The following is a 23,274-nucleotide window of genomic DNA, read 5'->3' on the forward strand; positions in this document are numbered from 1 at the left end:
GATCCACGATAGGGGCTGGTGAGCGGAAGTAACAGAGCGTGAGTCAGTCCACTGTCCAGGTGTCGGAGCCGGTGACCAGGGACTGCAGATCGCCGGTGCCCTGGGCCTCCTGGGCGGTCGTGATCTGCTGCCGGACCAGGTCGTCGTACGCCGGCCGCTCGACGCTGCGGAACACGCCGATCGGAGCCCGGTGCAGGACACCGCCGTCGGTCAGCCGGGACAGCGCGAACGCGTACGCCGGGTCGTCGGTGTGCGCGTCGTGGACGACCAGATCGGCCTCGCCGCCGGGCAGATCCGCGATCTCCCGGACCGCCAGCGACGCGAAACCGTCCCGGACCACGCCGAGCCGGCGATCGGTGCCGAACCGGATCGGCTCGCCGTGGACCAGCGGGATGATCGCGTCGTCCCGGGTCTCCGGGTCCTTGATCGCATCGAACGCGTTGTCGTTGAAGATCGGGCAGTTCTGGTAGATCTCCACGAACGACGTACCCCGGTGCTCGGCCGCCGCCCGCAGTACGGACGTCAGGTGCTTGCGGTCCGAGTCGACCGTCCGGGCCACGAACGTCGCCTCCGCGCCGAGCGCCAGCGAGACCGGGTTGAACGGGTTGTCCACCGAACCCATCGGCGTCGACTTCGTCACCTTGCCCGGCTCGGACGTCGGCGAGTACTGGCCCTTGGTGAGGCCGTAGATCCGGTTGTTGAAGAGCAGGATCTTCAGGTTCACGTTCCGGCGCAGGGTGTGGATCAGGTGGTTGCCGCCGATCGACAGCGCGTCGCCGTCACCGGTCACCACCCAGACGCTCAGGTCCGGCCGGGACACCGCGAGGCCGGTCGCGATCGCCGGCGCGCGGCCGTGGATCGAGTGCATGCCGTACGTGGACAGGTAGTACGGGAACCGGGACGAGCAGCCGATCCCGGAGATCATCGCCACGTTCTCGCGTTTGATCCCGAGCTCGGGCAGGAACCCCTGGAAGGCCGCGAGGACGGCGTAGTCACCGCAGCCGGGGCACCAGCGGACCTCCTGGTCCGACACGTACTCCTTGCGGTTCTGTGGCTCGGTCGCGGCCGGGACGCCCTTCAGGCCCCCGGGCAGGCTCGGCATGCCGAGCTCTACGGTGCTCATCGTGCTCCCTCCGTGTTCAGGTGGCCGTTCTGGTCGGCGAGCGCCTCACCGTGCGCGAGCGCGGCCGCGGCCGAACCGAGCTGGCGGGCGTCGTCGTCGATCCCGGCGGTCTCCTCGACCAGGTTGCCGATCACCTCGGCCAGCTCCGCGGCGCCGAGCGGCATCCCGCGGACCTGCGCGTACGAGACCACGTCGACCAGGTACTTCGACCGCAGCAGCAGCGCCAGCTGACCCAGGTTCATCTCCGGGACCAGCACCTTGTCGTACGACTTCAGCACGTCACCGAGGTTCGCCGGGAACGGGTTCAGATGCCGCAGGTGGGCCTGCGCGACCTTCCCACCGACCTTGCGGACCCGGCGTACGCCGGCGCCGATCGGTCCGTACGTCGAACCCCAGCCCAGTACCAGCACCTTCGCCGTACCGTCCGGGTCGTCGACCTCGAGCGGCGCGATGCTCCGGGCGACCGCGTCCACCTTCGCCTGCCGGGTCCGGATCATCAGGTCGTGGTTGGCCGGGTCGTACGAGATGTTGCCGGTCTTGTCCTCCTTCTCCAGGCCACCGATCCGGTGGTCCAGCCCGGCCGCGCCCGGGATCGCCCAGGCACGGGCCAGGGTCTCCGGGTCACGCAGGTACGGGAGGTACTTCGGGGCGCCCTTGTCGTCGGTCGCGTTCGGCTCGACGGTGAAGTTCGGGTCGATCGTCGGCAGGTCCTCGATCACCGGGATCTGCCACGGCTCCGAACCGTTCGCCAGGTAGCCGTCGGACAGCACGATCACCGGCGTCCGGTAGGTGACCGCGATCCGGGCCGCCTCGATCGCGATCGCGAAGCAGTCCGCGGGGGACTGGGCCGCGAGCACCGGCAGCGGCGCCTCGCCGTTGCGGCCGAACATCACCTGCAGCAGGTCCGCCTGCTCGGTCTTGGTCGGCATCCCGGTCGACGGGCCGGCCCGCTGGATGTCACAGACCACCAGCGGCAGCTCGAGCATCACGCCGAGGCCGATCGTCTCCGACTTCAGGCTGATCCCGGGGCCGGACGACGTGGTGACGCCGAGCGCGCCGCCGAAGGACGCGCCCAGGGCGGCGCCGACCCCGGCGATCTCGTCCTCGGCCTGGATCGTGGTCACGTTGAACCGCTTGAGCTTGGACAGCTCGTGCAGCACGTCCGAGGCGGGGGTGATCGGGTACGCGCCGAGTACCAGCGGCAGTCCGGCCCGTTGCGCGCCCGCCACCAGGCCGTACGCCAGGGCGAGGTTGCCGGAGATGTTCCGGTACGTGCCGGTGGCCATCCGGGCCGGCTTCACCTCGTACCGGACCGAGAACTCCTCGGCGGTCTCGCCGAAGTTGTAACCGGCCCGGAAGGCGGCGATGTTCGCGTCCCGGATGTCCGGTTTCGAGGCGAACTTGGTCTGCAGGAACGTGATCGTCGACTCGACCGGCCGTTGGAACAGCCAGGACACCAGCCCGAGCGCGTACATGTTCTTCGCCCGGGACGCGTCCTTACGCGTCAGCCCGAACTCCTTCACCGACTCGACCGTCATCCCGGTGAGGTTCAGCGGCACGACGTGGTACGCGTCGAGCTCGCCGGTCTCCAGCGGGTTCTCGTCGTAGCCGATCCGCTTCAGGTTCCGGGCGGTGAAGTCCGCGGTGTCGATGATCAGCGTCCGGCCGCGCGGGACGTCCTTGAGGTTCGCCTTCAGCGCCGCCGGGTTCATCGCGATCAGCACGTCGGGCGCGTCGCCCGGCGTGAGGATGTCGTGATCGGCGAAGTGCAACTGGAAGGACGAAACGCCCGGCAGGGTTCCGGCTGGTGCCCGGATCTCGGCCGGGAAATTGGGCAGGGTCGACAGATCATTGCCGAACGACGCCGTTTCCGCTGTGAACCTGTCCCCCGTGAGCTGCATCCCGTCACCGGAGTCACCGGCGAAGCGGATCACCACGCGGTCGAGCTGCTTGACCTCGATGGTCACTGTTCTGTTCATCTCCAAGTCGAAGCTTGGGCCGGCCGGCACCTCGTGAGCGAAGGCCGATCCCCCCGTCTGGGCGATAACTCAATATTAGTTGGCCCTTGGCACGGAACCATGCGGAAGCCCCGGTGGTCCACAGCCTGGGACGGAGTGCTACAAGCGGGGCGCGTGAGGTAGGGCGAAACCCTCCAGTATCACAGTGCGCGAACGCTCGCTTGCGATCCGCAGCCGGAACCGGCAGGGTGTCGTCATCAAGCTGTGATACTCGCTGTGTTCAGGGAGATTCTTCATGCGCCGTGTGCGTTTGCTGGTCGGGCTGCTGACGTTGCTGGGAGCGGGGTGCGCGGCGCCGGCGGCGTCGGCGGACAGCGCGATCGGCCTGGGCAGTACGGCGGCGGTGCCGGCCGTGGCCGGGCCGGCCTCGGCGGGTCCGGGTCCGGCCGTCGCGCCGGTGTCGGAGACGGCTCCGGCCCGAGCGGCGACGATCAAGAGCATCCGGACGACGGACTCGACCAAGGGCGTGATCACCGTCGTCGGCACGCTCACCCCGGCGCCCGCGGCCGGGACCAGGGTTCCGTTGCACCAGTGGCTGCCGGCGCAGAAGCGCTGGCAGGAGATCGCGCACGGGTACTCGACGGGCACCGGCGTGACGATCACCACGGTTCAGCCCGGTTCGATTCGCTCGTACCGGATCGCGGTCGGGGCACAGGCGCCGTACGCGGCCGCGATCTCGCCGGTGATCAGCTTCAAGCACTACGTGTGGCGTGGGTTCTTCAAGAAGGGCCTGGTGGCGAGCGGTGGGGTGGGGCAGCCGCAGCTGAACGTCGTACCGCCGAAGGAAGGCCCGCGCCGGGCCGAGGCGGATCTACTGGCGAGCAAGGGCGGGTCCGTCTGGGGTGACGTCGGCACCACCGGTTGCCGGTACTCGCGGAACTGGCTGGGCAACATCACCGACGGTACGGTCCGGGTCTCGCTGTACAACGGGACGAAGGCACTGACCTCGCTGCGGATGAAGCAGGAAACCGAGGGCTGGATCAACCAGGACATCACCGGCGTAACGCGCCTCCGGCTCCAGGTCGCGGACATCCAGTCCGGCTACGGCCCGTACGTCTCCATTGACTCCCTGCTGCTCTGCACCAACTGAGTGCAGGTCCTAGACTGCTCACCGTGTCGGACAGCTATGGCGTCGTCGCCGCGGTGGTCGCGCTCGGCCTGGTCGGGCTGCTCGGCGCGTTCGCGCTGAACCGGGCGCTGACGGTCACTTATCCGACCGAGGGCAAGCTCAAGACGTACGAGTCAGGCGTCGACCCGGTCGGCGAGGGCTGGGCCCAGGTCCACATCCGGTACTACCTGTTCGCGTACCTGTACGTGATCTTCGCGGTCGACGCGATCTACCTGTTCCCGTGGGCGACCATTTTCGCCACCCTCGGCGTCTCCACCCTGATCGAGATGTTCGTCTTCCTCGCCTTCGTCACGGTCGGCCTGCTGTACGCGTACCGCAAGGGCGTTCTGCGCTGGACCTGATTTCTACCTTGAGGGGGATCGATGAACCTGCATCAGGACGCGCTGGTCGCGGACGGGCACAACGATCTGCTGATGCTGGTCGCGCGGCGGCCGAAGGAGGTCTGGCCGGAGTACTTCCGCGAGCGCTGGCTGCCGCAGCTGCGCACCGGCGGGATCGACGTCCAGGTGCTGCCGGTCTTCATCGACGCCGAGTTCCGGCCCGAGGGCGCGCTGCGCGAGACGCTCCGGATGATCGAGGCCGCGCACCGGATCGCCGAGAAGAACGCGGACCAGGTGATGCTGTGTACGGCGCCCGGCGACATCGCGGCGGCGACCGAAGCGGACCGCATCGCGCTGGTGCTCGCACTGGAGGGCTGCCCGCAGATCGACACCGACCTCGAACTGCTGCAGACGCTGCACCGGCTCGGCGTCCGGATGGTGTCGTTCACGCACTTCGGCCGGAGCGCGCTCGGTGACGGTTCCGGCGAGGACGCGGCGGGCAGCCGGCTCACCCACGCCGGCGTCGAGGCGGTCGGCCTGCTCGAAGAGCTCGGCGTACTGATCGATGTCTCGCACGTCGGCCGCGCTGGTACCGAACACATCCTGGAGCTCGCGACCAAGCCGGTCGTCGCCTCCCACTCCAGCGCGTACGCGCTCCGCGAGCACCACCGGAACCTGACCGACGACCAGCTGCGCGCGATCGCCGCGACCGGCGGCGTGGTGTGCGTGAACTTCTTCGCCGGGTTCCTGACCGCCGACGAGAAGCCGACCGTCGACCACCTCGCCGACCACCTGCTGCACGTTCTGGAGGTCGCGGGGGAGGACCACGTCGGCTTCGGCAGCGACTTCGTCGCGGAGGTGTTCGGCGAGAAGATCCCGGCCTGCGACCGGCCGGTGATCATCCAGGGCCTGGACGCCGAGCTGTACGTACCCGGCCTGGAAGGCCCGGCCGGGATGCCGCTGGTCACCGACGCCCTGCTCCGCCGAGGGGTGCCGGAGACGACGATCCGCAAGGTCATCGGCGAGAACCTGATCCGTGTGCTCTCCCTGGAGTGATGACGTGCAGAGCTGGCTCGACAGCAACCTCGCGGAACTGATCACCAAGCACGGCGTGCCCGCCGCCTCGGTCGCGGTGCTGGCCGACGGTGGGGTGAGTACGGCGGCGGCCGGCGTACTGAACCTGAACACCGGCGTCGAGGCGACGGCCGACTCGGTGTTCCAGATCGGCTCGATCACCAAGCTGTGGACAACCACGCTGATCATGCAGCTGGTCGCCGAAGGAAAGGTCGAGCTCGATCGGCCGGCACGCGCGTACCTGCCCGAGTTCACGCTCGCCGACGAGACCGCCGGCGCGGTGATCACGGTCCGGCAGTTGCTCACGCACACCAGCGGGTTCTCCGGCGATGCCTTCACGCCGACCTCCCGTGGCGACGACGCGGTCGAGTTGTTCGTACGCGACGTGCTGCCCGGTCTGGCGCAGGAGATTCCGCCGGGCGCGGGGTTCTCGTACAACAACTCCGGCTTCGTGGTGCTCGGGCGGATCGCGGAGGTGCTGCGGGGGAAGCCGTTCCATGAGCTGATCCGGGAGCACATCGGCGTACCGCTGGAGCTGAAGCAGCTCGCGACGATCCCGGACGAGGCCTTGCTGTACCGGTCCGCGCTCGGCCACATCGCGCCCAAGCCGGACGAGTCGCTCCAGGCCGCGCCGATCTGGAGCCTGGTACACGGGATGGCGCCGGCCGGGTCCTTGCTGGCGATGAGCGCGCGCGACCTGCTCGCGTTCGGCCGCGCGTACCTGGACGCGACGCTGCTCGATCGGGCGACGGTGGATCAGCTGTGGGAACCGCAGGTCGACGTACCGCTGATGGACGGCTTCCCGCGGCACTGGGGTCTCGGCTGGATGATCTTCGACGTCGAGGGCGGCCGGATGTACGGGCACGACGGCGGCACGGTCGGCCAGTCGGCGTTCTTCCGGCTGGTGCCCGAGCGGGGCGTCGCGGTCGTCCTGCTGACCAACGGCGGCGGCACGGCCGCCCTGTACGACGAGCTGGTCGGCGAGATCCTCCGCGAAACCGCGGGGATCGTACTCCCGAAGCGCTCGGTGCCACCGACCGAACCGGTCGAGATCTCGGCGGAGCTGGTCACCGGGCGGTACACCGGCGTGGTGACCGAGTCCACGATCAGTGTCGAGGACGGCGAGTTCTGGGTGGTCGACGAGGCGATCACCGAGGCGGGCCGGTTGCTGCTGCCGGAGCCGGAGCGGACCAGGCTGGTCGCGCTCGACGACTCCCGGCTGATCGCCGCCGAGCCGGAGCGTGGTACGCACGAGGTGCTGGCCTTCCGGGAGCCGATCGACGGTCGCGCGAGCTATTTGTTCCGGGGTGGGCGGCTCACGCCTCGTAGTCACTGACAGTAGTCACGGCCGGAGCGGGCAGGCTTGTTGCCTCGTCACCTTTTGTGATTGCAGTGGGCAACAAATGTGAGGTTGAATCACTTTTCCTCACGGAATGCGTGCAAGTGATCGCCAACCGCTCGGTTCGGGGCTATGGTGATTACTCGGGGGAACGGGGCGAGTACGTGGTGGTGAGGCTATGTCTTGGCAACTCTGGGTGGCGATCGCGGTCGTGGCGGCCGGTCTGATACTGCTGGCCGCGGCGCGGATGCGGCACGCCCGCCGGGTGTTCGACGACATCACCGATTTGGGCCACCCGGCGGCTGCCCGTACCTCCCGCACGCGTGCCTCCCGGCCCGCGGCCCCGGCGGCCGACCCGGCCGACGAGCTGGCCAAGGCCCGGGCCCGCCAGTTCCGCGCCGAGCCCTACCGCCACCACGGCCACGGCTGAGCCAACCCCGTTCAGCCGGAGCGATCGCGGTCGGCCGGAGCCGGTGCGGGTCAGTCGAGGAGGCCGTCGCGGCGGGCTACGGCGGCGGCTTCGGTGCGGGAGCGGACGCCGAGCTTGCCGAGGATGTTCGACACGTGCACGCTGACCGTCTTCTCGCTGATGTACAGCTCCCGCGCGAGCTGCCGGTTCGTCCGGCCTTCCGCGAGCAGCCGGAGCACCTCACTCTCCCGTGACGTCAGCGCACTCGCACTGCCGGCCTCGACACCACCGGCCTCCTCCAGCAGCGGCTTCGACCGCAACTCGCGCCCGACCTCGGCCGCCAGCGCGGTCTGCTCGTTCGCCTCGGCGACCCGCCCGGCCGCCCGCAGCGCCGCGGACAACCGAACCCGCGACCACGCCTGCTCGAACACATACCCGTACCCGAACGCGTCCGTGGTCCGCTGCCACGCGGCCACGTGCTCCTCGGGCGTCGGCGCGTCCACTCCGGCCAACCACCGCAACCGGTCCCACTCGGACTCCAGCCGAGCCAGCCAGGCGAGCCCTTCGACCCCCATCAACCGGCCGGGCGGCAACCCCTTCTCGGCGGTCGCCTGCCCCAGCGCGACCAGCTCCGCGCCGCGCCTGACCAGGTCCGCCGCGGCCGACGGCTCACCGACGGCGCGGTGGCACAGCAACTGCAGACCAAGCGTGGCGAACCGGATGCGGGCCAGAAACCACTCGGTTTGGAACACGTCCGCGCACATCGCCGACACGTCCGCGATCAGCTTCTCCGCCTCGGCCGGCTGATCGAGCTGCCGGTACGCGTCCACGGCCGGCTGCAGTCCGATGATCGGCAACATGATGTCCAGGTCCCACCACTTGCGGGACAGCACGAACTCTTCGGCGACCTTGGTGTCACCACGCCCGCCGCGGACCGAGAACTCCAGGCCACGCAGCGCCGCCGCGGCCGCCCCGGGCGTCATCGAGTCGGTCCGGGCGGTAGTGGCCGCGTCGTCCCACTCGCCGAGGATGAACTGGGTAAGCGCGAGCATCCGCCGGGCGTCGAACCCGTACGCGGCCCATTGCCGGCCGAGCTCACCGGCACGTTTGGTGGCGAAGGACAGCGCCGCCTTCGCGTTCAGCAGGTCGCCCTGCTCGTAGTGCGTCGACCCGAGCAGGAACCGGCTCCGCACCTCGGCGGCCGGATCGCCGGTGAGCTGCGCCCGGACCGCTGCCTCCTCGAGTTGTTTCGCGGCCGTCTCCGGGTCGCCGGCCCGGCGCCGCAGCTGCGCGAGGGTGATGCCGGCGTCGCTCGCCGCCGACTCCTGACCGGCCTCGCGGGCGATCTCGAGCGCCTTGTGCGCCCAGCGCTCCGCCTCCATCGGCCGCCCGAGCGCGTCGGACACCCGGGCGTACAGCGAGGCGACCTGTGCTTTGAACACGCTGGCCGGTTCGTCGTTGACCAGCTTCAGCGCCTGCGAAACGGCCTCGTTGGACTCCTGGTCCTGGTCGATCACCAGGGCGATGTCGGCCAGCGGCAGCAGCAGCTGCGCCCGCTCCAGCTTCGGCGCGTCCGGCGGGAGGTCGGCCAGCGCCTTGCGGAGGATCTTGACCGCGCGCAGGTGCTGCGAGGACAGCGTCGCGGCGGTCGCGGTCTGGACGATCAGCCAGGTCTTGTCGATCGAGTTGTCGGGCGCACGGTTCGGGAAGAGCTCCAGCGCCAGCTCGTAGTGCTTCAGGCCCTCCTGCGGCGCGGCGACCGAGATGGCCTCCTCACCCGCCCGTACACGGGCCTCGAAGGCGACCGGCAGGTTGTGCGACCGGGTGGCGTGACCGGCCAGCTCGGCCGCCGTCCCGTTCACGGTCTCGTCGTGCAGCGCCTGTACGTACGCCGCGTGCAACCGGACTCGTTCACCGGGCAGCAGATCGTCGTACACCGCTTCGGCGAGCAGCGCGTGCCGGAAGTAGTACCGATCGCTGGTCGGTACGTCGATGATGTGCGCGTCGATCAGCTCGCGCAGCGCCTCGTCCAGCTCACGGTCCGGCAGGCCCGCCACGGCGGTCATCACGGTGTGCGGCACGCGCCGCCCGGCGACCGCGATCACCCGCGCGACCTGGCGCGCGTCGTCGGACAGCGGGTCGAGGCGGACCAGCAACAGATCAGCCAGATCCGGCGGCACGGCGTCGCCGTCGCCCATCGACGCGGCCGCCGCCAGCTCCTCGGTGAAGAACGCGTTGCCACCGGCCCGCTCCAGAATCCGCCGCTCCTCGGCCGCGGGCAGCGGCTCGGTGAGCAGCGAGTGCAGCAGCGTACGCGCCTCGTCGGCGTCCAGCGGGAGCAGGTTGACGCGGCGGACCCGGGGATTCCGCGACCATTCGGCGATCGGGCGGCGGAGCGGGTGCCGGCGGTGCAGGTCGTCGCTACGGTACGAGACGACCAGCGCCAGCCGCTGCGAGGTCAGCCGGGTGATCAGGAAACCGATCAGGTCCCGGGTCGAGTCGTCGGCCCAGTGGGCGTCCTCGATGATCACCAGGATCGGCTCGCTGGTGGACAGCGCGGTGAAGGCGCCGAGCACGGCGTCGAACAGGGCGGCCCGGTCCAGCTGGCCCTCCTGCGGCGCCGGCTGGGCGCTGAGCAGGCGGTGCGCCGGCAGCAGGCGGCCGATGGCCGGGAAGTTCGTCAGCACGCTGTCGACGAGATCGGGGCGGTCACCGGCCAGCCGGCCGAAGATCTCGGAGAACGGCTGGTACGGCAGGCCGGCGTCACCGAAGTCGGTGCAGTGCCCGACGAGTACGCCGAAACCGCGCTCGTGGGCGCCGGTGGCCACCTCGTCCAGCAGCCGGGTCTTGCCGACACCGGCGTCGCCGGACAGCAGCACGGCACCCGCCCGGCGGGTTTTGGCGTCGTCAACGGCGCTCAGCAGGGCGGCCATCTCGCTCGAGCGGCCGACGAGAGGTGTCGAAGTCCAGGGCACGTCGTCCATCTTCGCCCCTGGCGCCGACACAAATCGACGGCATCCCGTTCTGTGAGTTTTCCCAGCTGCAGAAAAAGCAGAATCGCCGTCCCTGATCGCGAGTTTCGGATCAGGAACGGCGGTTCGGGTGCTCATGCGGCCGTGGTGGGTCGGACCGGGCGGCGGGCGTGCCGCGGCTCCGGCTGGGCTGCCTTGGTGGCACTGGCTGCCTGCGCGGCCTGGGCGGCGCGCTTGCGGCGGCCGGGCCGGAAGTCGCGGTTGGCCCGCTCCTGCCGGTACGCCACCTCAGCCCTGATCAGGTCCTGGCTCAATGGAGTGGTGAACATGGTTTGACCTCCCTTCAGGCTTTCCGGGTGAACAGGCTGGTGAGGCTCCGGCGGCTCCGGTGCGTCCGGTGCGGCCGGAAGTCGCGGCTGAGGCGCTCCCTGCGGTAGTCGACCTCTGCCTTGACCGATGCGTTGGTGAACATGTGTTCCTCCGTTGGTTGCTGCCGGCTCCCTGCCGACATGGACAAAGGTGCTCGTCTGAGGTAGGACCGCACATCGGAAGTCCTCCCTATCCGCGCGAGCCGGTCGCACTTAGGTGCCTCAGGCGGTCCCTTAGGCGCTCGCCGGGTCCGGAAACGGGGCCTGGAAACGAAGGCGGCGCGGCCGGCTCAGGGGGAGCCGGCCGCGCCGGGGGGAAAGGGCTTGCTGGGGGCGGTGACCGTGCGGTCACATCGCGGGCCGGGCCCGCAGTTCGGGCGCGCAGGGCCGTGGCGGCTCTGGCTTACGCCCGCGCTGGAACCAGAACGGCCGCAGAAAGTCGCGCCGGATCCGGTCCTGGCGGTACCGGGTCTCCGCGCGTACCGCCTCAGGCGTGTAAACGAACATGATCTCCTCCGACCTGCTGCTGTCGATGAGAAGACAGTGCGCCGCTGAGGGCGCGCGCCACATCCGTACATCTCCCTATGCCGGAGGCAACAAAGCCTTAGGTACGTCCGACCGGCTACTGAGTGCGGTAGGAGAGGGTCAGTTCGTAGTGGTTGGGGTCCAGGAGTTCGTCGGCGTGTTCGGCGAAGGTTTCGGTGGCGGTCCAGCTGGTGCGGAGGGTGTGCAGGAACCAGGTGCCGGGTGGGCGTTCCAGGTGCCGGCACTCGGTGCTGGTCAGCGGCCGGCCGCGGAGGTGCTGCTCGCAGTGGTCCAGGTAGAGGCCGGCGCGGTTCAGGGTGGTACTGATCGAGTTGTCGTCGAGCCCGCGTTCGGGCAGGTCGCGAAAGGCGGCGGCGGCCGGGAGCCGGCTGCGTTCGAGGGAGATCGGCGTACCGTCGGTGAGCTGCCGGACGCGTTCGATCACGACGAACTCGGAGGTCGCGAGACCGAGCTGACCGGCCAGCGCTCGATCGTGCTCCAGCTCGATCCGTACCGTCCGCATCCGCGTCTCCACGCCCTGTTCCGACAGCGCGTGCGTCCAGCCGAGACGCCCGTCCAGCGGCCGGCCGTCGAAGCGTACGTACGAGCCTTTGCCGGTCATCGTGGTGATCAGTTCGTCGGCGGCCAGGACGGCGAGCGCGGCGCGGACGGTGTTCCGGCTGACCGCGAACCGTTTCGCCAGCTCGACCTCACCGGGCAGTTGCGCGCCGCGGCGTACGACGCCGGACTTGATCTCCCGCGCCAGCACCCGGGCCACCCGCTCGTGTTTGAGCGCGATCATGCGGTTTCCTGCCGGCGCACGGAGGTCCTTCCGCCGAACCATTGCGCCCCGAAGCCGATCACCAGCGCGGCAAGTACGCCGAGGTTCGCGTACGCCCAGGCGCCGCCCTTGCCGCCGAGACCGAACGCGCCGAGCAGGTAGCCCTGCCATTGCAGCCAGGACGCGAGCGTGTTCGTGACCAGGCCCCAGCCGATGCCGGTGGCAACGACCATGGTGATCACGGGCAGCGCGCGGACGTCCCCGTACCGGCCGCGGGAGTCGTAGAGGTCGTCCTCGGCGTAGTCGCGCCGCCGGGCCGCGATGTCGGCCAGCATGATCCCGCACCAGGCCGCGATCGGTACGCCGAGCGTGATCAGGAACCCCTGGAACTGGGCCAGGAACTCGCCGCCGTAGAACACGACGTAGATCGTCCCGCCGATCATCACCACGCCGTCGATGAACGCGGCGACGTACCGCGGCACCGGCAGCCCGAGCGAGAGCAGCGCGAGCCCGGACGAGTAGATGTCCAGCACCGCGCCACCGACCAGGCCGAGCACCGCGACGATCACGAACGGCACCAGGAACCAGGTCGGCAGCGCCGCCGCCAGCGCGCCGATCGGGTCGGCGCTGATCGCCTTGCTGAGCTCCTCCGACGATCCCGCGAGCAGCAGACCGAAGATCAGCAGCACGACCGGCGCCACCGAACCGCCGAACGTGGTCCAGCCGACCACCCCGCGACTCGACGCCCGCCGCGGGAGGTACCGCGAGTAGTCGGCGGCCGCGTTCACCCAGCCGAGCCCGAAGCCGGTCATCAGGAACACCAAGGCGCCGATCATCGCCTGAGCCGATCCGCTCGGCAGCGCGGAGACCGTACTCCAGTGGATCCGGTCCGCGACCAGGACGATGTAGACGACCGTGAGTACGCCGGTGACCACGGTGATCACGGTCTGGGCGCGCATGATCAGGTCGAACCCGAGTACGCCGCAGGCCACCGTGAGCGCGCCGACCACGACCAGCGCGATCACCTTCGTCAGCGTGCCGCCGCCCCACCCGAGCCGCTCGAACACGGTCGCGGTCGCGAGGGTCGCGAGAATGGTCAGCACGGTCTCCCAGCCGACCGTGAGCAGCCAGGACACCAGCGAGGGCAGCTTGTTGCCGCGGACGCCGAACGCCGCCCGGCTGAGCACCATCGTCGGCGCCGAACCACGCTTGCCGGCCAGCGCGATCAGGCCGCAGAGCAGGAACGAGAACACCACCCCGATCAGCCCGGCGATCACCGCCTGCCAGAACGAGATCCCGAAGCCGAGCGCGAACGCGCCGTAGCTGAGCCCGAGCACCGAAACGTTGGCCCCGAACCACGGCCAGAACAACTGCGCCGGCCGGCCCTTACGGTCCGCGTCGGCGATCACGTTCAGCCCGTTGCTCTCCACCACGAGCGCCCGGGACTGCTGCTGCTCGACCTGACCCGTCATCCCCACCCCCTGAACCTGTCCAGTCCTGTCCACTCCCACGCTAGCGCGTGGGGCACTAGGCTGGGGGCGTGGCCGAGACCGAGTTGGGGATGCCGACCGTGCGGCCCGCCGTGGGCGCGCTCGCGCGGCTCGCGCCGGAACCGGTCAGGTATCTGCTGAACTGGGGCCGGAAGTACTCGCTCTGGGTGTTCAACTTCGGCCTCGCCTGCTGCGCGATCGAGTTCATCGCGGCGTCGATGGGCCGGCACGACTTCATCCGGCTCGGCGTGATCCCGTTCGCCCCCGGTCCGCGGCAGGCCGATCTGATGGTCGTGTCCGGGACCGTCACGGACAAGATGGCGCCGGCGATCAAACGCCTGTACGACCAGATGCCCGAACCGAAGTACGTGATCTCGTTCGGCTCCTGCTCGAACTCGGGCGGTCCGTACTGGGACTCGTACTGTGTGACCAAGGGCGTCGACCAGATCATCCCGGTCGACGTGTACGTACCCGGCTGCCCGCCGCGGCCGGAGGCGCTGCTGCAGGGGATCCTGAAGCTTCAGGAGAAGATCGCGGGGGAGAACGTGACCTCCCGGTACGACGAACCGTCGGCCGCCGCGCTGACCCGAGACCTCGTCCAGCCGGATGATGCGACGCGGCCCGGAAGCCCGGTGCGGTCCGGAAGCGTGGCGCGGTCCGGAAGCGTGGTGCGGCCGGATGGCGCGGTGTCGGACGACGGGTTGCGGTCTTGACTGCTGATGCGGTGGCGGCGCTGGAGAGTGCCGGGATCGCCGCGACTTCGGTGGACAATTTCGGGCTGACCGCGGTCGACGTGGCGCCGGAGGCGTGGGTCGCGGCGCACGAGGTGTTACGGGACGCGGTCGGTCTGACCTTCTTCGACTTCCTGAGCGCGTCCGACGAGCTCACCGACGGCTTTCGCGTCGTGTCGCATCTGGCCGACTTCTGGGGCGGCGCGCATGTCGATCACCTGCTCGTCCGGACCCTCGTACCGCGCGACCGGCCGGTGCTCGCGACGCTGATCGACGTGTACGCCGGCGCGAACTGGCACGAGCGGGAGACGCACGAGATGTTCGGGATCGGCTTCGACGGCCATCCGAATCTGATCCCGCTACTACTGCCCGACGAATTCGAGGGGCATCCGTTGCGCAAGGAGTTCGTCCTCGCGTCCCGGGTCGCCAAGCCGTGGCCCGGCGCGAAGGAGCCCGGCGAGTCCGACCACGCCCCGACCGGCGCCCCCAGCCGGCGTCGTACGCTCCCGCCGGGCGTCCCCGATCCGGAATCCTGGGGCCCCCGCCCGCCCGGTTCGCCGGACCCTGACCCGTTGGCGCCTGCCCAACCCGCCGCCACTCCTGCCCGGCCGCGACGCGCGGGCGGCGAACGACGTACCCGGAGACAGACCGAGTGATCCCGACCGCGGAAGAGCTGGCCAAATACACCCTCGACCGGCAGCACCCGCTCACCCGGGCCTGGGCCGACGACGGACCGCGGCTCGCGGTGCTCGCCGAGGAGCATGCGGCGCTGGACATCCTGCTGGCCGAGGATCTGGAGATCGCCGCCCAGCGCGCCACCAACCTCGCCCCGGGCAAACCGGCCGAAACCATGCTGAACAAGTGGGTTGCCGTCAGCAACGATCTCTCGGCGATGTTCGGCATCCGGCTGGAGAACATGAACCCGGCCAAGCCGTTCGTCGACGCCACCCCGATGACCCGCTCGCCGGAACCACGTGACCTCCCCGCGCTGGCAGCCGCCGCGCGCGAGCATTTCGGCGTACACGACCCGCTCTACCTGCGGCTGTGGAGCGCGGAGCCGGAGCTCGACGGGACCGAACCGGACCGCCGCTTCCTCGCCGCGCCGATCAGCGAGCTGCAGCCGCGCGACGTACCAGCCGGTCTCGCGCTGCGCCCGGCGAAGAGCGTCGACCACTACGACGAGGCCCGCGAGGCGTACGACGCTGTGGACGCCGACCACCCGCACCACGCCGACGAGGCCACGCTGCAGAGCCTGGACGATCTGCAGGAATCCGCGGACGACGGTCTGCTGTTCGACGTCACGGTGAACGGCGAGTGGGCCGGATACTCCGCCGCGATGATCAATCCGGCCGACACGCTCGGCCTGCCCGCGTACGTCGTCGGCGAAGTCATCCTGGCCAAACAGCACCGCGGCCACGGCTACGGCCGGCACCTGAGCGCCCTGCTCGCCCAGTCCCTCCCCGACCCCACCCGCGTCCTGATCGGCACCATCCACTCGGCCAACCACGGCGCCCGCACCGCCGCCCTCCGAGCCGGACGCCAAGACATCGGCGGCTGGCTCCAACTCCCGCTGATCTGACCAGGCAGTCGCTCAGGATCAGCGGAAGTCCGGCGCGTGTTCTTCGGCCCATTGGGCGAAGGTCAGGGCGGGGCGGCCGGTCAGGCGGGGGACTGTGGTGGTTACTGGTTCGGGGTGGTCGACCAGGGAGGCCCAGTAGGTGACGGCGCTGTCGGCGAGGGTGGGGTCGGCGCCTTGGTCGAGCATTGCCTGGCGGGCTTCGGCGGCGGACAACGCCTCGACGCGCATCGGTTTGCCGATGGCGCGGGCGATGGTTTGGATCTGTTCGGCTTGGGAGAGTACCTCGGGGCCGGTCAGTTCGTACGTCCGGCCGATGTGGTGATCGTCGAGCAAGGACAGTACGGCGACCGCCGCGATGTCGCGTTCGTGGATCAGGGATCGGCCGGCTTCCGGTGACGGCACCCGGACGACGTCGCCGGTACGGAACTCGTCCGCCCACGACTGGGCGTTCACCGCGAAACCACCTGGCCGTACGTACGTCGCGTCCTTCCCCGCGGCGCGCAGCAGCTGCTCGATCTCACCCCAGACCCCGCCGGACGACGCGTTCAGTGAAGACAGGTGTACGACGCGCCGCGGCAGCTCGCCGACGACGGCCTCCGCGCCGGCCGAGCTGAACGACGGCCAGAGCAGGAATGCGGCGTCCGCGCCGTCCGACGCCCGGCGGACCGCGGCCGGGTCGTAGATGTCGCCTTTGGCGAGCTCGACGTCGGCAGGAAAGCCGGCCTGGTCCGGCGTCCGGACGAGGGCGCGAACGGTGACGCCCGCGGCCCGCAGCCCGGCGACGACATGCCGCCCGACCCGGCCGGTGGCACCGGTGACAAGAATCGTGGTCATGAACCCACCCTGAGACCTGAACGCTGGTTGAGGTCAAGCCGCAACCACCGAGGGCACGTCTGCCCTAGGCTGAGTACATGCTGGAGTTCGTGGTGCGGGTGGTGGGCGTGCTGGCCGCCTTCCTGGTGGCGCCCCTGGTGGTCGGGCAGGCCGAGCACAAGGTGATGGCGCACATGCAGTCACGGCTCGGCCCGATGTACGCCGGCGCGTTCCACGGCTGGGCGCAACTTGTCGCGGACGGCGTGAAGTTCGTCCAGAAGGAGAGCGTCACCCCGGCCGCCGCGGACAAGCGCGTCTTCGAGTGGGCGCCGATCGTCGCGATCCTGCCGTACCTGGCGGCGCTCGCCGCGATCCCGCTCGCGCCCGGCCTGGTCGGCGCTGACCTCGACTCCGGTCTGTTCTTCGTCCTCGCGGTGATGAGCATCGGCGTACTCGGCTCACTGATGGCCGGTTGGGGGAGCGGCAACAAGTACAGCCTGCTCGGCGGGCTCCGGGTCGCGGCGCAGCTGATGAGTTACGAGCTCCCGTTCGTACTGTCCGCGGCGAGCGTCGCGGTCGCGGCCGGGACGCTCAGCCTGACCGGGATCGCGCACGCGTGGAACCCGTGGTGGCTGCTCTGGCAGCTGCCCGGCCTGGTCGTGTTCTTCATCGCCGGCCTGGCCGAGCTGCAGCGGCCGCCGTTCGACATGCCGGTGGCCGACTCCGAGGTGATCTTCGGCCCGTACACCGAGTACACCGGGCTCCGGTTCGCGATGTTCCTGCTCGCCGAGTACGCGGGGATCGTGGTGCTGGCGGCGCTCACCACGGTGCTGTTCCTCGGCGGCTGGAGCGGTCCGGGGCCGGAGTCGATCGGCTGGATCTGGACACTGGTGAAGGTCGCGTTCGTGTCGCTCGTGGTGATCTGGGTACGAGTGTCGTTCCCGCGGATGCGCGCGGACCAGCTGCAGAAGCTGGCCTGGCAGGGCCTGGTGCCGGTGGCGCTGTTCCAGCTCGCGCTCACCGGCGTCGGCGTCGTCGTCTTCTGACGCGGTCCGTCAAGGAGTGGCGAGGGCCTCCGTGGGGGAGAGGCGGGAGGCGCGGACGGCGGGGTAGAGGCCGGCCAGGGCGCCGATTGCGAGGGTGGCGATCACGCCGCCGGCCAGTGCCCAGACCGGGATCACGGTCAGCCAGTTCTGGTACGACGAGTAGGCGGCGGTCACGGCTGCTCCGAGTAACGCGCCGCCGATGCCGCCAAGCGCGGAAAGCAGCAGCGATTCGGTCAGGAACTGGGTCCGGATCTGGCCGCGGGTCGCGCCGAGTGAGCGGCGCAGTCCGATCTCGGCGCGGCGTTCGAGCACGGAGATGACCATGATGTTGGCGACCCCAACACCACCGACCAGCAGAGCAACCGCGCCGAGGCCGAGCAGCAGGCCGGTGAACGCCTGCCCGGCGGCCTGTTTCGCGGCCAGCGCGTCGGACGGCCGCGACACCTCCACCTCGTTCGGGGCTTCCGGGTTGGCCGTTGCCCCGAGCACCGATCGGACGTCGGCCACCTGCGCGTCGTCGGAGCGGGTGTAGATGGTGGTCGGGTGCCCGTCGAAGGACAGCTTGCCGCTCGCGGCCGGCCAGCCGATCAGGGCTGCGGTGTCCAGCTCCGGTGCCAGCGCGGCGGGTTCGAGGATGCCGAGCACGGTGAACCAGGTTTTGCCGATCAGCACCTGGACATCCGGGCCGGCGCGGGTGATCCCGAGCCGGTCGGCGGCGGCCGCGCCGAGCACGGTCGCCGGGTACGTGCCGGTCGCCGCGTCGATCCATTTGCCGCTGCGGACCGTACCGCCGATGGTGTCGAGCAAGTTGGTCCGGGCGGCGTACGCGAGGATGCCGTTGGTCTCGATGTCGGGGATCTTGTTCGTCCGGTACACCGAGGCGTTGTCCACCTTGCCGATCGCCGACTCGGCCCGGATCGGTGGGATCCGGCGGACCATGGACTCCGCGGCGAGTGGTAGCTGGGCCTGTTCGCCGGTCAGGCTGGTGCCCGGGGTGACGGTGAGCAGATTGGTGCCGAGGGCATCCAGTTGCCCGTCGAGCTCGGCCCGTGAGGACGACGAGATCCCGACCACGGCAACCATCGCCGCGATCCCGATCGCGATGCCCAGCGCGGACAAGAACGCCCGGGTGGGCCGCGTCCGCAACCCGACGGCACCCACCCGGACAACATCCCGCGGCTTCAAACTGGCGGGCCGCAACTCAGCGCCGGGCGAGCGGGTGGAGCCAGGGCGCGTCGGCTTGCCGCTCGGTGAGCGGGTAGAGCCAGGCGGCGTCGGCTCGCTCGGTGAGCGGGTGGAGCCGGGTGGCGCGGGCTCGCTGCCCGGGTTGCCGGTTTCGGCGTCTGTCATGCGTGTGCCTCCTCGACGATGTACCCGTCGCGCATCCGGATCTGGCGGGGGAGGGACGCGGCGATGTCGCGGTCGTGGGTGATGACGACGACCGTCGTACCGGCCGCGTGCAGGTCGCGGAGGAGTTGCATCACACCTGCCCCGGACGCGGAATCGAGCGCCCCGGTCGGCTCGTCGGCCAGTAGTACACCGGGTTCACCGACGACCGCCCGGGCGACCGCGACGCGCTGGCGTTCGCCACCTGACAGCTGGTTCGGGTGATGGTCGAGGCGATGCCCGAGCCCGACCCGCTCCAGCGCCGCCGCCGCTCGTTTGCGGCGCGCGGACATCCGCAAACCGGAGTACAGCAACCCGTCGGCCACGTTGTCCACCGCCCGTACCCCGGCGGCCAGATGGAACTGCTGGAACACGAACCCGATCCGGGTCGCCCGGAGCGCGGACAGGCCGGCGTCGGACAGTCGCGCCACGTCGTACCGGTCGATCCGGACCGTGCCGGACGTCGGCCGGTCGAGCGTGCCGAGGACGTTCAGCATCGTCGACTTGCCGGACCCGGACGGCCCGACGATCGCGACCAGTTCACCGCGCTCGACCTGCAAACTCACCCCGGCAAGCGCGTTCACCCCGCCCGCGTACACCTTCGTGACGTCCCGTAGCTCGATCACTTCGGAATCCCCACCGTGGTACCGGCCTTGATCCCCGTACCGGTGATCTCGACCTGACCGCTCGCGAACAACCCGGTCTTGACCGGTACGTACCGCGACGTGGTCCCGTCCGTCACCTCGACCCCGAACCCGCCTTCGCGCAGCGCGACCAGGGCCGCGACCGGGACGGTGAGTACGTTCTTCCGCTCCGAGGCGGTGAAGGTGACGTCGGTGGCGGCGGACGACCAGGCGGTGACCGCCTTCTGGTTGGCGATGGCAACGATCACCTCGATCTTGGTCTCCGGGTCCTTGTCCGGGCTCTCCGCCGGGATGACGACCGTCGACACCTTCTCGATCTTGCCGGGAACCGTGTTTCCGTCCGGCAGCGCGACGGTCACGGCCGCGTTCATCGTCGCCAGCCGCTGGTCCGCGGCGTCGAGCCGGACCGTCACCGCCCGGGTCGTACCGGTGTAGCTGAGCACCGGCTGGTTCGGCCCGAGCGGTGAACCTTCCTGTCCTTGCACGCTGTCCACCCGGATGTGCCCAGGAGCGAACAACACGGAGCCGAGCTCCACCACGCCGGTCTCGTCCAACCCGAGGTCGTCCTGCCACTCCTCGACCGCCGTGGCGGTCGCGGACGTGTACTCGTCATCCACCGTGAAACCGCTGTAACCCATCGCGGCGAGGTTCTGCTCGAGTTGCAGAACGTCCTTGCCCTCGCTGCCGATCGACAGTTTCCGGTACGCCGGCAACGCCCCGTACAGCAGCGTGGTCGGCTTGTTGTCGATGCTGTACACGGTGTTGCCCCGCCGGAGCTCCTGCCCGCTGCCGGGTACGAACGTGACCGTGCCCGCGTCCCGGTTCACCGCCGACGAGGTGGTGCCGAAACCCAGCGTGCCGTCCTGGGTCTCGGTGTCCTTCAGGGTCTGCTGCGTCACCTTCGTGGTGTTCACCGGCAGCGGTTGCGCGGTCTGCTTCGCTGCCTGACTGGTGTCGCCCCGGTTGACCAGGAAGACGCTCGCGGCGCCCCCGGCAACCAGGACGACCGCAGCCGTCAGGGCCTTGCGCATCACTTCGCGGCCAGGAGGTTCTGGCAGGCGGCCTGCGCGGTCTTGAAGTCCGGGTCGTCGGCGACGCCCGGGCCGATCATGATGCCGCGCTGGTCCGGCTTCGGGTCCGGGAACTTCTCCACGCCGTTCTTCCGCATGCACTCGGCGTACTTCCGGCCGTTCTCCGCCTGCTGCGGGTTCGCGCCGCCTTCGGCCTGCGGGTCGTACTGCCGGCAGGCCTCCATCGCCTTCTGCACCTGCTCCTGGGTGATGCCGGAGTTCTTGTCGAACTTCAGCATCGGGCCCTTGCCCGGTTCCGGATCGGGTACGTTCAGCCCGTTCTCCCGCAGGCACTGGGTGAACTTCACCGCCATCTCGTCCTTGCTGAGGCTCGCCGGGGCGCTGGTCGGCGCGCTGGACTGGGCGCCGGCCTGGTCCCCGCTGCCGGAGGCGACCTGGGCGTCGGGCTTGTCGGCGCCGCAGCCGGTCAGGATCAGGCCGGCCGCCAGGATGGTCGTGGCCAGGATGGTCTTGCGCATCGGTGATGCTCCTCTCGTTTCCGGACAGCCTTCGCGGTACGCCGTTTCCTGACCGTTTCCGGGCCTGGAAACACGGCGGAAACAGCGGCATCGGTGATCATGGGTAGGTGCGCGTACTGGTGGTGGAGGACGAACCGTTGCTGGCGGCGGCGATCGCGGAGTGGTTGCGGGACGATTCGCACGCGGTCGACGTGACCGGCGACGGCGGCACCGCGCTGGAGCGGCTGTCGGTCAACGCGTACGACGTACTGGTGCTGGACCGTGACATTCCGGTGGTCCACGGCGACGAGGTCTGCCGGCAGCTGGTCGCGTCCGGATCGGCGACCCGGGTGCTGATGCTGACCGCGGCCGCGGCGATCACGGACCGCGTCGATGGGCTCGGGCTGGGCGCGGACGACTATCTGACCAAGCCGTTCGCGTTCGCCGAGCTGGCGGCGCGGGTGCTGGCGCTCGGCAGGCGCAGCCGGCCGGCCGATCCGCCGGTGCTGCGGCGGGCCGGGCTGGCGCTGGACCCGGCCCGCCACGAGGTGTTCCGGGACGGCCGGTACGTGCCGTTGTCGAAGAAGGAGTTCGCCGTACTCGCGGAGCTGCTGCGAGCCGACGGCGCGACCGTGTCGGCCGAACAACTGCTGGAGAAGGCATGGGACGAGCATGTGGATCCGTTCACCGGAGCGGTCCGGCTGACGATTCTCAAACTGCGCCGGAAGCTGGGCGAACCGGGTCTGGTCGAGACGGTCACCGGCGTCGGGTACCGCATCCCTTGAGAAGACTCTCGCTCCGCGGCCGGCTGACCCTCCTGTACGGCGGCCTGTTCATGGTCGCGGGCGTGCTCCTGCTCGGCGTCACGTATGCCCTGTTCAACGCGAACCTCGGCCAGCAGTACCGAGTACTGATCAAGGGCACGTACGTGAACCCGGGTACCACTCAGAAGGCACTGCCACCGCCGGACGCGTACGTGATGAACAAGGACGGCGCCGTGCTGAGCGGTCCCGACGCGGAGCGGGTGCTGGCCCAGCAACGTGATCAGGTCCGCGCGGCGGCCGTGAAGACGTTCCTGACCCAGGGCAGCATCGCGCTGGTCGCGGTCGGCGCGCTGGCGGCGGGGTTCGGCTGGCTGGTCGCCGGGCGGGTACTGGCGCCGCTGCACCGGGTCACGGACACGGCTCGCCGCATCTCCGCCTCGCCGTCCGCCCTGCACGAACGGATCGCGCTGAAGGGCCCGGACGATGAGGTGAAGAACCTGGCTGACGCGTTCGACACGATGGTGGAGCGGCTGGACCACTCGTTCGACGGCCAGCGCCGCTTCGTCGCCAACGCGTCGCATGAGCTGCGTACGCCGCTGACGCTCGGCCGGGCGCTGGTGGAAGTCGCGATGCACCGGCGTACGGCGTCGGCGGACGTGAAGGAGCTGGGGGAGAGTCTGCTCACGATCAACGCGCGGCACGAGCAGCTGATCGAGGGCCTGTTGATCCTGGCCGACTCCGAGAAGCAGCTCACGACCACGTACCCGGTGAACTTCGCGGACATCGTCACGCACGTGGCCGGGCAACTGGCTGGTGAGGCGGATGCGGCCGGCGTCGAGGTCATCCGCGGCGCCGGCGACGCGCCCACGCGAGGCGACGCGCTCCTGCTTGAGCGGCTCGTCCACAACCTGGTCGAGAACGGCATCCGCCACAACACGGACCAGCAGGGAACCGGGCGATGGGTACGGGTGATCAGCAAGACCGTCGGCGACCAAGTGGAGGTGGTGGTCACCAACACCGGGCCCGAGATCCCGCCGTACGAGGTGGAGGCGCTGTTCAAGCCGTTCTACCGGCTCGGCGCGGAGCGGCTGGTCGGCGGCAAGGGTGCCGGGCTGGGCCTGTCGATCGTACGGTCGGTGGCGGAGGCGCATGGTGGGACGGTGACCGCCGTACCGCGTGCCGGCGGCGGCCTGGAAATCACCGTGGTGCTGCCTGTCGATCCGGGCTGAGACTGT

The 23,274-nt window shown here is 69.9% G+C and carries 24 protein-coding genes; 11 read left to right on the forward strand and 13 right to left on the reverse strand.

The window, feature by feature from the left end:
• Window positions 1–43: 43 nt before the first annotated feature.
• Both HDA44_RS30265 and HDA44_RS30270 read right to left on the reverse strand, forming a co-directional pair.
• Window positions 44–1,123, reverse strand: a complete 1,080-nt coding sequence (locus tag HDA44_RS30265) for a 2-oxoacid:ferredoxin oxidoreductase subunit beta (protein ID WP_184840236.1) — start codon at window positions 1,121–1,123, stop codon at window positions 44–46.
• Window positions 1,120–3,102: a 2-oxoacid:acceptor oxidoreductase subunit alpha gene (locus HDA44_RS30270; protein WP_202887637.1), complete on the reverse strand. Its 1,983-nt coding sequence runs from the start codon at window positions 3,100–3,102 to the stop codon at window positions 1,120–1,122. The genes HDA44_RS30265 and HDA44_RS30270 overlap by 4 nt, the downstream gene beginning before the upstream one ends.
• Window positions 3,103–3,376: 274 nt before the next feature.
• Here HDA44_RS30270 and HDA44_RS30275 point away from each other — a divergent pair, with 274 nt between their 5' ends.
• The 5 genes from HDA44_RS30275 to HDA44_RS30295 all read left to right on the forward strand — a co-directional run bounded on the left by HDA44_RS30275 (window position 3,377) and on the right by HDA44_RS30295 (window position 7,433).
• Window positions 3,377–4,231, forward strand: a complete 855-nt coding sequence (locus tag HDA44_RS30275) for a hypothetical protein (RefSeq protein WP_184840238.1) — start codon at window positions 3,377–3,379, stop codon at window positions 4,229–4,231.
• Between the two features lie 23 nt (window positions 4,232–4,254).
• Window positions 4,255–4,611, forward strand: a complete 357-nt coding sequence (locus HDA44_RS30280) for an NADH-quinone oxidoreductase subunit A (protein ID WP_184840240.1) — start codon at window positions 4,255–4,257, stop codon at window positions 4,609–4,611.
• Window positions 4,612–4,632: 21 nt separating this feature from the next.
• A complete protein-coding gene (locus tag HDA44_RS30285) occupies window positions 4,633–5,646 on the forward strand; it encodes a dipeptidase (RefSeq protein WP_184840242.1) in 1,014 nt (337 codons plus the stop codon).
• Between the two features lie 4 nt (window positions 5,647–5,650).
• Window positions 5,651–7,000: a serine hydrolase domain-containing protein gene (locus HDA44_RS30290; protein ID WP_337906584.1), complete on the forward strand. Its 1,350-nt coding sequence runs from the start codon at window positions 5,651–5,653 to the stop codon at window positions 6,998–7,000.
• A 181-nt stretch (window positions 7,001–7,181) separates the two neighbouring features.
• Window positions 7,182–7,433 carry a hypothetical protein gene (locus HDA44_RS30295; RefSeq protein ID WP_184840246.1) on the forward strand — a complete coding sequence of 84 codons (252 nt, stop codon included), beginning with the start codon at window positions 7,182–7,184 and terminating at the stop codon, window positions 7,431–7,433.
• 50 nt (window positions 7,434–7,483) lie between these two features.
• On the opposite strand, the gene HDA44_RS38275 is transcribed toward HDA44_RS30295, so the two are convergent.
• The 6 genes from HDA44_RS38275 to HDA44_RS30320 all read right to left on the reverse strand — a co-directional run bounded on the left by HDA44_RS38275 (window position 7,484) and on the right by HDA44_RS30320 (window position 13,530).
• Window positions 7,484–10,396: a helix-turn-helix transcriptional regulator gene (locus HDA44_RS38275; RefSeq protein WP_184840248.1), complete on the reverse strand. Its 2,913-nt coding sequence runs from the start codon at window positions 10,394–10,396 to the stop codon at window positions 7,484–7,486.
• 122 nt (window positions 10,397–10,518) lie between these two features.
• Window positions 10,519–10,713: a hypothetical protein gene (locus HDA44_RS30305; RefSeq protein WP_184840250.1), complete on the reverse strand. Its 195-nt coding sequence runs from the start codon at window positions 10,711–10,713 to the stop codon at window positions 10,519–10,521.
• 14 nt (window positions 10,714–10,727) lie between these two features.
• Entirely contained in the window at window positions 10,728–10,856 is a 129-nt protein-coding gene (locus HDA44_RS38280) for a hypothetical protein (RefSeq protein ID WP_272956444.1), read from the reverse strand.
• Between the two features lie 244 nt (window positions 10,857–11,100).
• A complete protein-coding gene (locus HDA44_RS30310; protein WP_184840252.1) occupies window positions 11,101–11,259 on the reverse strand; it encodes a hypothetical protein in 159 nt (52 codons plus the stop codon).
• 115 nt (window positions 11,260–11,374) lie between these two features.
• Window positions 11,375–12,079 carry a GntR family transcriptional regulator gene (locus HDA44_RS30315; protein WP_184840254.1) on the reverse strand — a complete coding sequence of 235 codons (705 nt, stop codon included), beginning with the start codon at window positions 12,077–12,079 and terminating at the stop codon, window positions 11,375–11,377.
• Window positions 12,076–13,530: a purine-cytosine permease family protein gene (locus HDA44_RS30320; RefSeq protein WP_184840256.1), complete on the reverse strand. Its 1,455-nt coding sequence runs from the start codon at window positions 13,528–13,530 to the stop codon at window positions 12,076–12,078. Before HDA44_RS30320 ends, HDA44_RS30315 begins: the two co-directional genes overlap by 4 nt.
• Before the next feature lie 68 nt (window positions 13,531–13,598).
• Between HDA44_RS30320 and HDA44_RS30325 the strand changes: the two genes are divergently transcribed.
• The 3 genes from HDA44_RS30325 to HDA44_RS30335 are packed head-to-tail and all read left to right on the forward strand — an operon-like array spanning window position 13,599 to window position 15,858.
• Entirely contained in the window at window positions 13,599–14,261 is a 663-nt protein-coding gene (locus HDA44_RS30325) for an NADH-quinone oxidoreductase subunit B (RefSeq protein ID WP_337906586.1), read from the forward strand.
• Window positions 14,258–14,935, forward strand: coding sequence for an NADH-quinone oxidoreductase subunit C (locus HDA44_RS30330; RefSeq protein ID WP_184840258.1), 678 nt, complete (start codon window positions 14,258–14,260; stop codon window positions 14,933–14,935). Before HDA44_RS30325 ends, HDA44_RS30330 begins: the two co-directional genes overlap by 4 nt.
• On the forward strand, window positions 14,932–15,858 hold the full coding sequence (locus HDA44_RS30335; RefSeq protein WP_337906587.1) for a GNAT family N-acetyltransferase: 927 nt from the start codon (window positions 14,932–14,934) through the stop codon (window positions 15,856–15,858). The genes HDA44_RS30330 and HDA44_RS30335 overlap by 4 nt, the downstream gene beginning before the upstream one ends.
• A gap of 18 nt (window positions 15,859–15,876) precedes the next feature.
• Here the strand turns inward: HDA44_RS30335 and HDA44_RS30340 are convergent, their stop codons facing one another.
• Window positions 15,877–16,692, reverse strand: a complete 816-nt coding sequence (locus HDA44_RS30340; protein ID WP_184840260.1) for an SDR family oxidoreductase — start codon at window positions 16,690–16,692, stop codon at window positions 15,877–15,879.
• Between the two features lie 77 nt (window positions 16,693–16,769).
• Here HDA44_RS30340 and HDA44_RS30345 point away from each other — a divergent pair, with 77 nt between their 5' ends.
• Window positions 16,770–17,717, forward strand: a complete 948-nt coding sequence (locus tag HDA44_RS30345; RefSeq protein WP_184840262.1) for a complex I subunit 1/NuoH family protein — start codon at window positions 16,770–16,772, stop codon at window positions 17,715–17,717.
• Between the two features lie 9 nt (window positions 17,718–17,726).
• Here HDA44_RS30345 and HDA44_RS30350 read toward each other — a convergent pair whose 3' ends face one another.
• From HDA44_RS30350 to HDA44_RS30365, 4 genes are read right to left on the reverse strand one after another with little or no spacing between them, the layout of a single operon-like run.
• Window positions 17,727–19,067 carry an ABC transporter permease gene (locus HDA44_RS30350; protein ID WP_184840264.1) on the reverse strand — a complete coding sequence of 447 codons (1,341 nt, stop codon included), beginning with the start codon at window positions 19,065–19,067 and terminating at the stop codon, window positions 17,727–17,729.
• The gene (locus HDA44_RS30355; protein ID WP_184840266.1) at window positions 19,064–19,729 is read right to left on the reverse strand and encodes an ATP-binding cassette domain-containing protein; all 666 of its coding nucleotides are present in this window, start codon (window positions 19,727–19,729) and stop codon (window positions 19,064–19,066) included. Before HDA44_RS30355 ends, HDA44_RS30350 begins: the two co-directional genes overlap by 4 nt.
• A complete protein-coding gene (locus HDA44_RS30360) occupies window positions 19,726–20,778 on the reverse strand; it encodes a peptidoglycan-binding protein (protein ID WP_184840268.1) in 1,053 nt (350 codons plus the stop codon). The genes HDA44_RS30355 and HDA44_RS30360 overlap by 4 nt, the downstream gene beginning before the upstream one ends.
• Entirely contained in the window at window positions 20,778–21,296 is a 519-nt protein-coding gene (locus HDA44_RS30365) for a hypothetical protein (protein WP_184840271.1), read from the reverse strand. Before HDA44_RS30365 ends, HDA44_RS30360 begins: the two co-directional genes overlap by 1 nt.
• Window positions 21,297–21,403: 107 nt before the next feature.
• On the opposite strand from HDA44_RS30365, the gene HDA44_RS30370 reads away from it, so the two are divergent.
• Together HDA44_RS30370 and HDA44_RS30375 are read left to right on the forward strand one after the other, a co-directional pair.
• The gene (locus HDA44_RS30370) at window positions 21,404–22,060 is read left to right on the forward strand and encodes a response regulator (protein WP_184840273.1); all 657 of its coding nucleotides are present in this window, start codon (window positions 21,404–21,406) and stop codon (window positions 22,058–22,060) included.
• A complete protein-coding gene (locus tag HDA44_RS30375) occupies window positions 22,057–23,268 on the forward strand; it encodes a sensor histidine kinase (RefSeq protein ID WP_238352583.1) in 1,212 nt (403 codons plus the stop codon). Before HDA44_RS30370 ends, HDA44_RS30375 begins: the two co-directional genes overlap by 4 nt.
• Window positions 23,269–23,274: the final 6 nt, after the last annotated feature.

Source organism: Kribbella solani (assembly GCF_014205295.1).
Taxonomy (GTDB): Bacteria; Actinomycetota; Actinomycetes; order Propionibacteriales; family Kribbellaceae; genus Kribbella; species Kribbella solani.

Bases quoted from the DNA above. Each gene is read 5' to 3' on its own strand.
- HDA44_RS30315 (WP_184840254.1), bottom strand. From the start codon at position 12,079: ATGATCGCGCTCAAACACGAGCGGGTGGCCCGGGTGCTGGCGCGGGAG.
- HDA44_RS30295 (WP_184840246.1), top strand. From the start codon at position 7,182: ATGTCTTGGCAACTCTGGGTGGCGATCGCGGTCGTGGCGGCCGGTCTG.
- HDA44_RS30305 (WP_184840250.1), bottom strand. From the start codon at position 10,713: ATGTTCACCACTCCATTGAGCCAGGACCTGATCAGGGCTGAGGTGGCG.
- HDA44_RS30365 (WP_184840271.1), bottom strand. From the start codon at position 21,296: ATGCGCAAGACCATCCTGGCCACGACCATCCTGGCGGCCGGCCTGATC.
- HDA44_RS30350 (WP_184840264.1), bottom strand. From the start codon at position 19,067: ATGACAGACGCCGAAACCGGCAACCCGGGCAGCGAGCCCGCGCCACCC.
- HDA44_RS30270 (WP_202887637.1), bottom strand. From the start codon at position 3,102: ATGAACAGAACAGTGACCATCGAGGTCAAGCAGCTCGACCGCGTGGTG.
- HDA44_RS30345 (WP_184840262.1), top strand. From the start codon at position 16,770: ATGCTGGAGTTCGTGGTGCGGGTGGTGGGCGTGCTGGCCGCCTTCCTG.
- HDA44_RS30310 (WP_184840252.1), bottom strand. From the start codon at position 11,259: ATGTTCGTTTACACGCCTGAGGCGGTACGCGCGGAGACCCGGTACCGC.
- HDA44_RS38275 (WP_184840248.1), bottom strand. From the start codon at position 10,396: ATGGACGACGTGCCCTGGACTTCGACACCTCTCGTCGGCCGCTCGAGC.
- HDA44_RS30275 (WP_184840238.1), top strand. From the start codon at position 3,377: ATGCGCCGTGTGCGTTTGCTGGTCGGGCTGCTGACGTTGCTGGGAGCG.
- HDA44_RS30360 (WP_184840268.1), bottom strand. From the start codon at position 20,778: ATGCGCAAGGCCCTGACGGCTGCGGTCGTCCTGGTTGCCGGGGGCGCC.
- HDA44_RS30320 (WP_184840256.1), bottom strand. From the start codon at position 13,530: ATGACGGGTCAGGTCGAGCAGCAGCAGTCCCGGGCGCTCGTGGTGGAG.
- HDA44_RS30285 (WP_184840242.1), top strand. From the start codon at position 4,633: ATGAACCTGCATCAGGACGCGCTGGTCGCGGACGGGCACAACGATCTG.
- HDA44_RS30265 (WP_184840236.1), bottom strand. From the start codon at position 1,123: ATGAGCACCGTAGAGCTCGGCATGCCGAGCCTGCCCGGGGGCCTGAAG.
- HDA44_RS38280 (WP_272956444.1), bottom strand. From the start codon at position 10,856: ATGTTCACCAACGCATCGGTCAAGGCAGAGGTCGACTACCGCAGGGAG.
- HDA44_RS30340 (WP_184840260.1), bottom strand. From the start codon at position 16,692: ATGACCACGATTCTTGTCACCGGTGCCACCGGCCGGGTCGGGCGGCAT.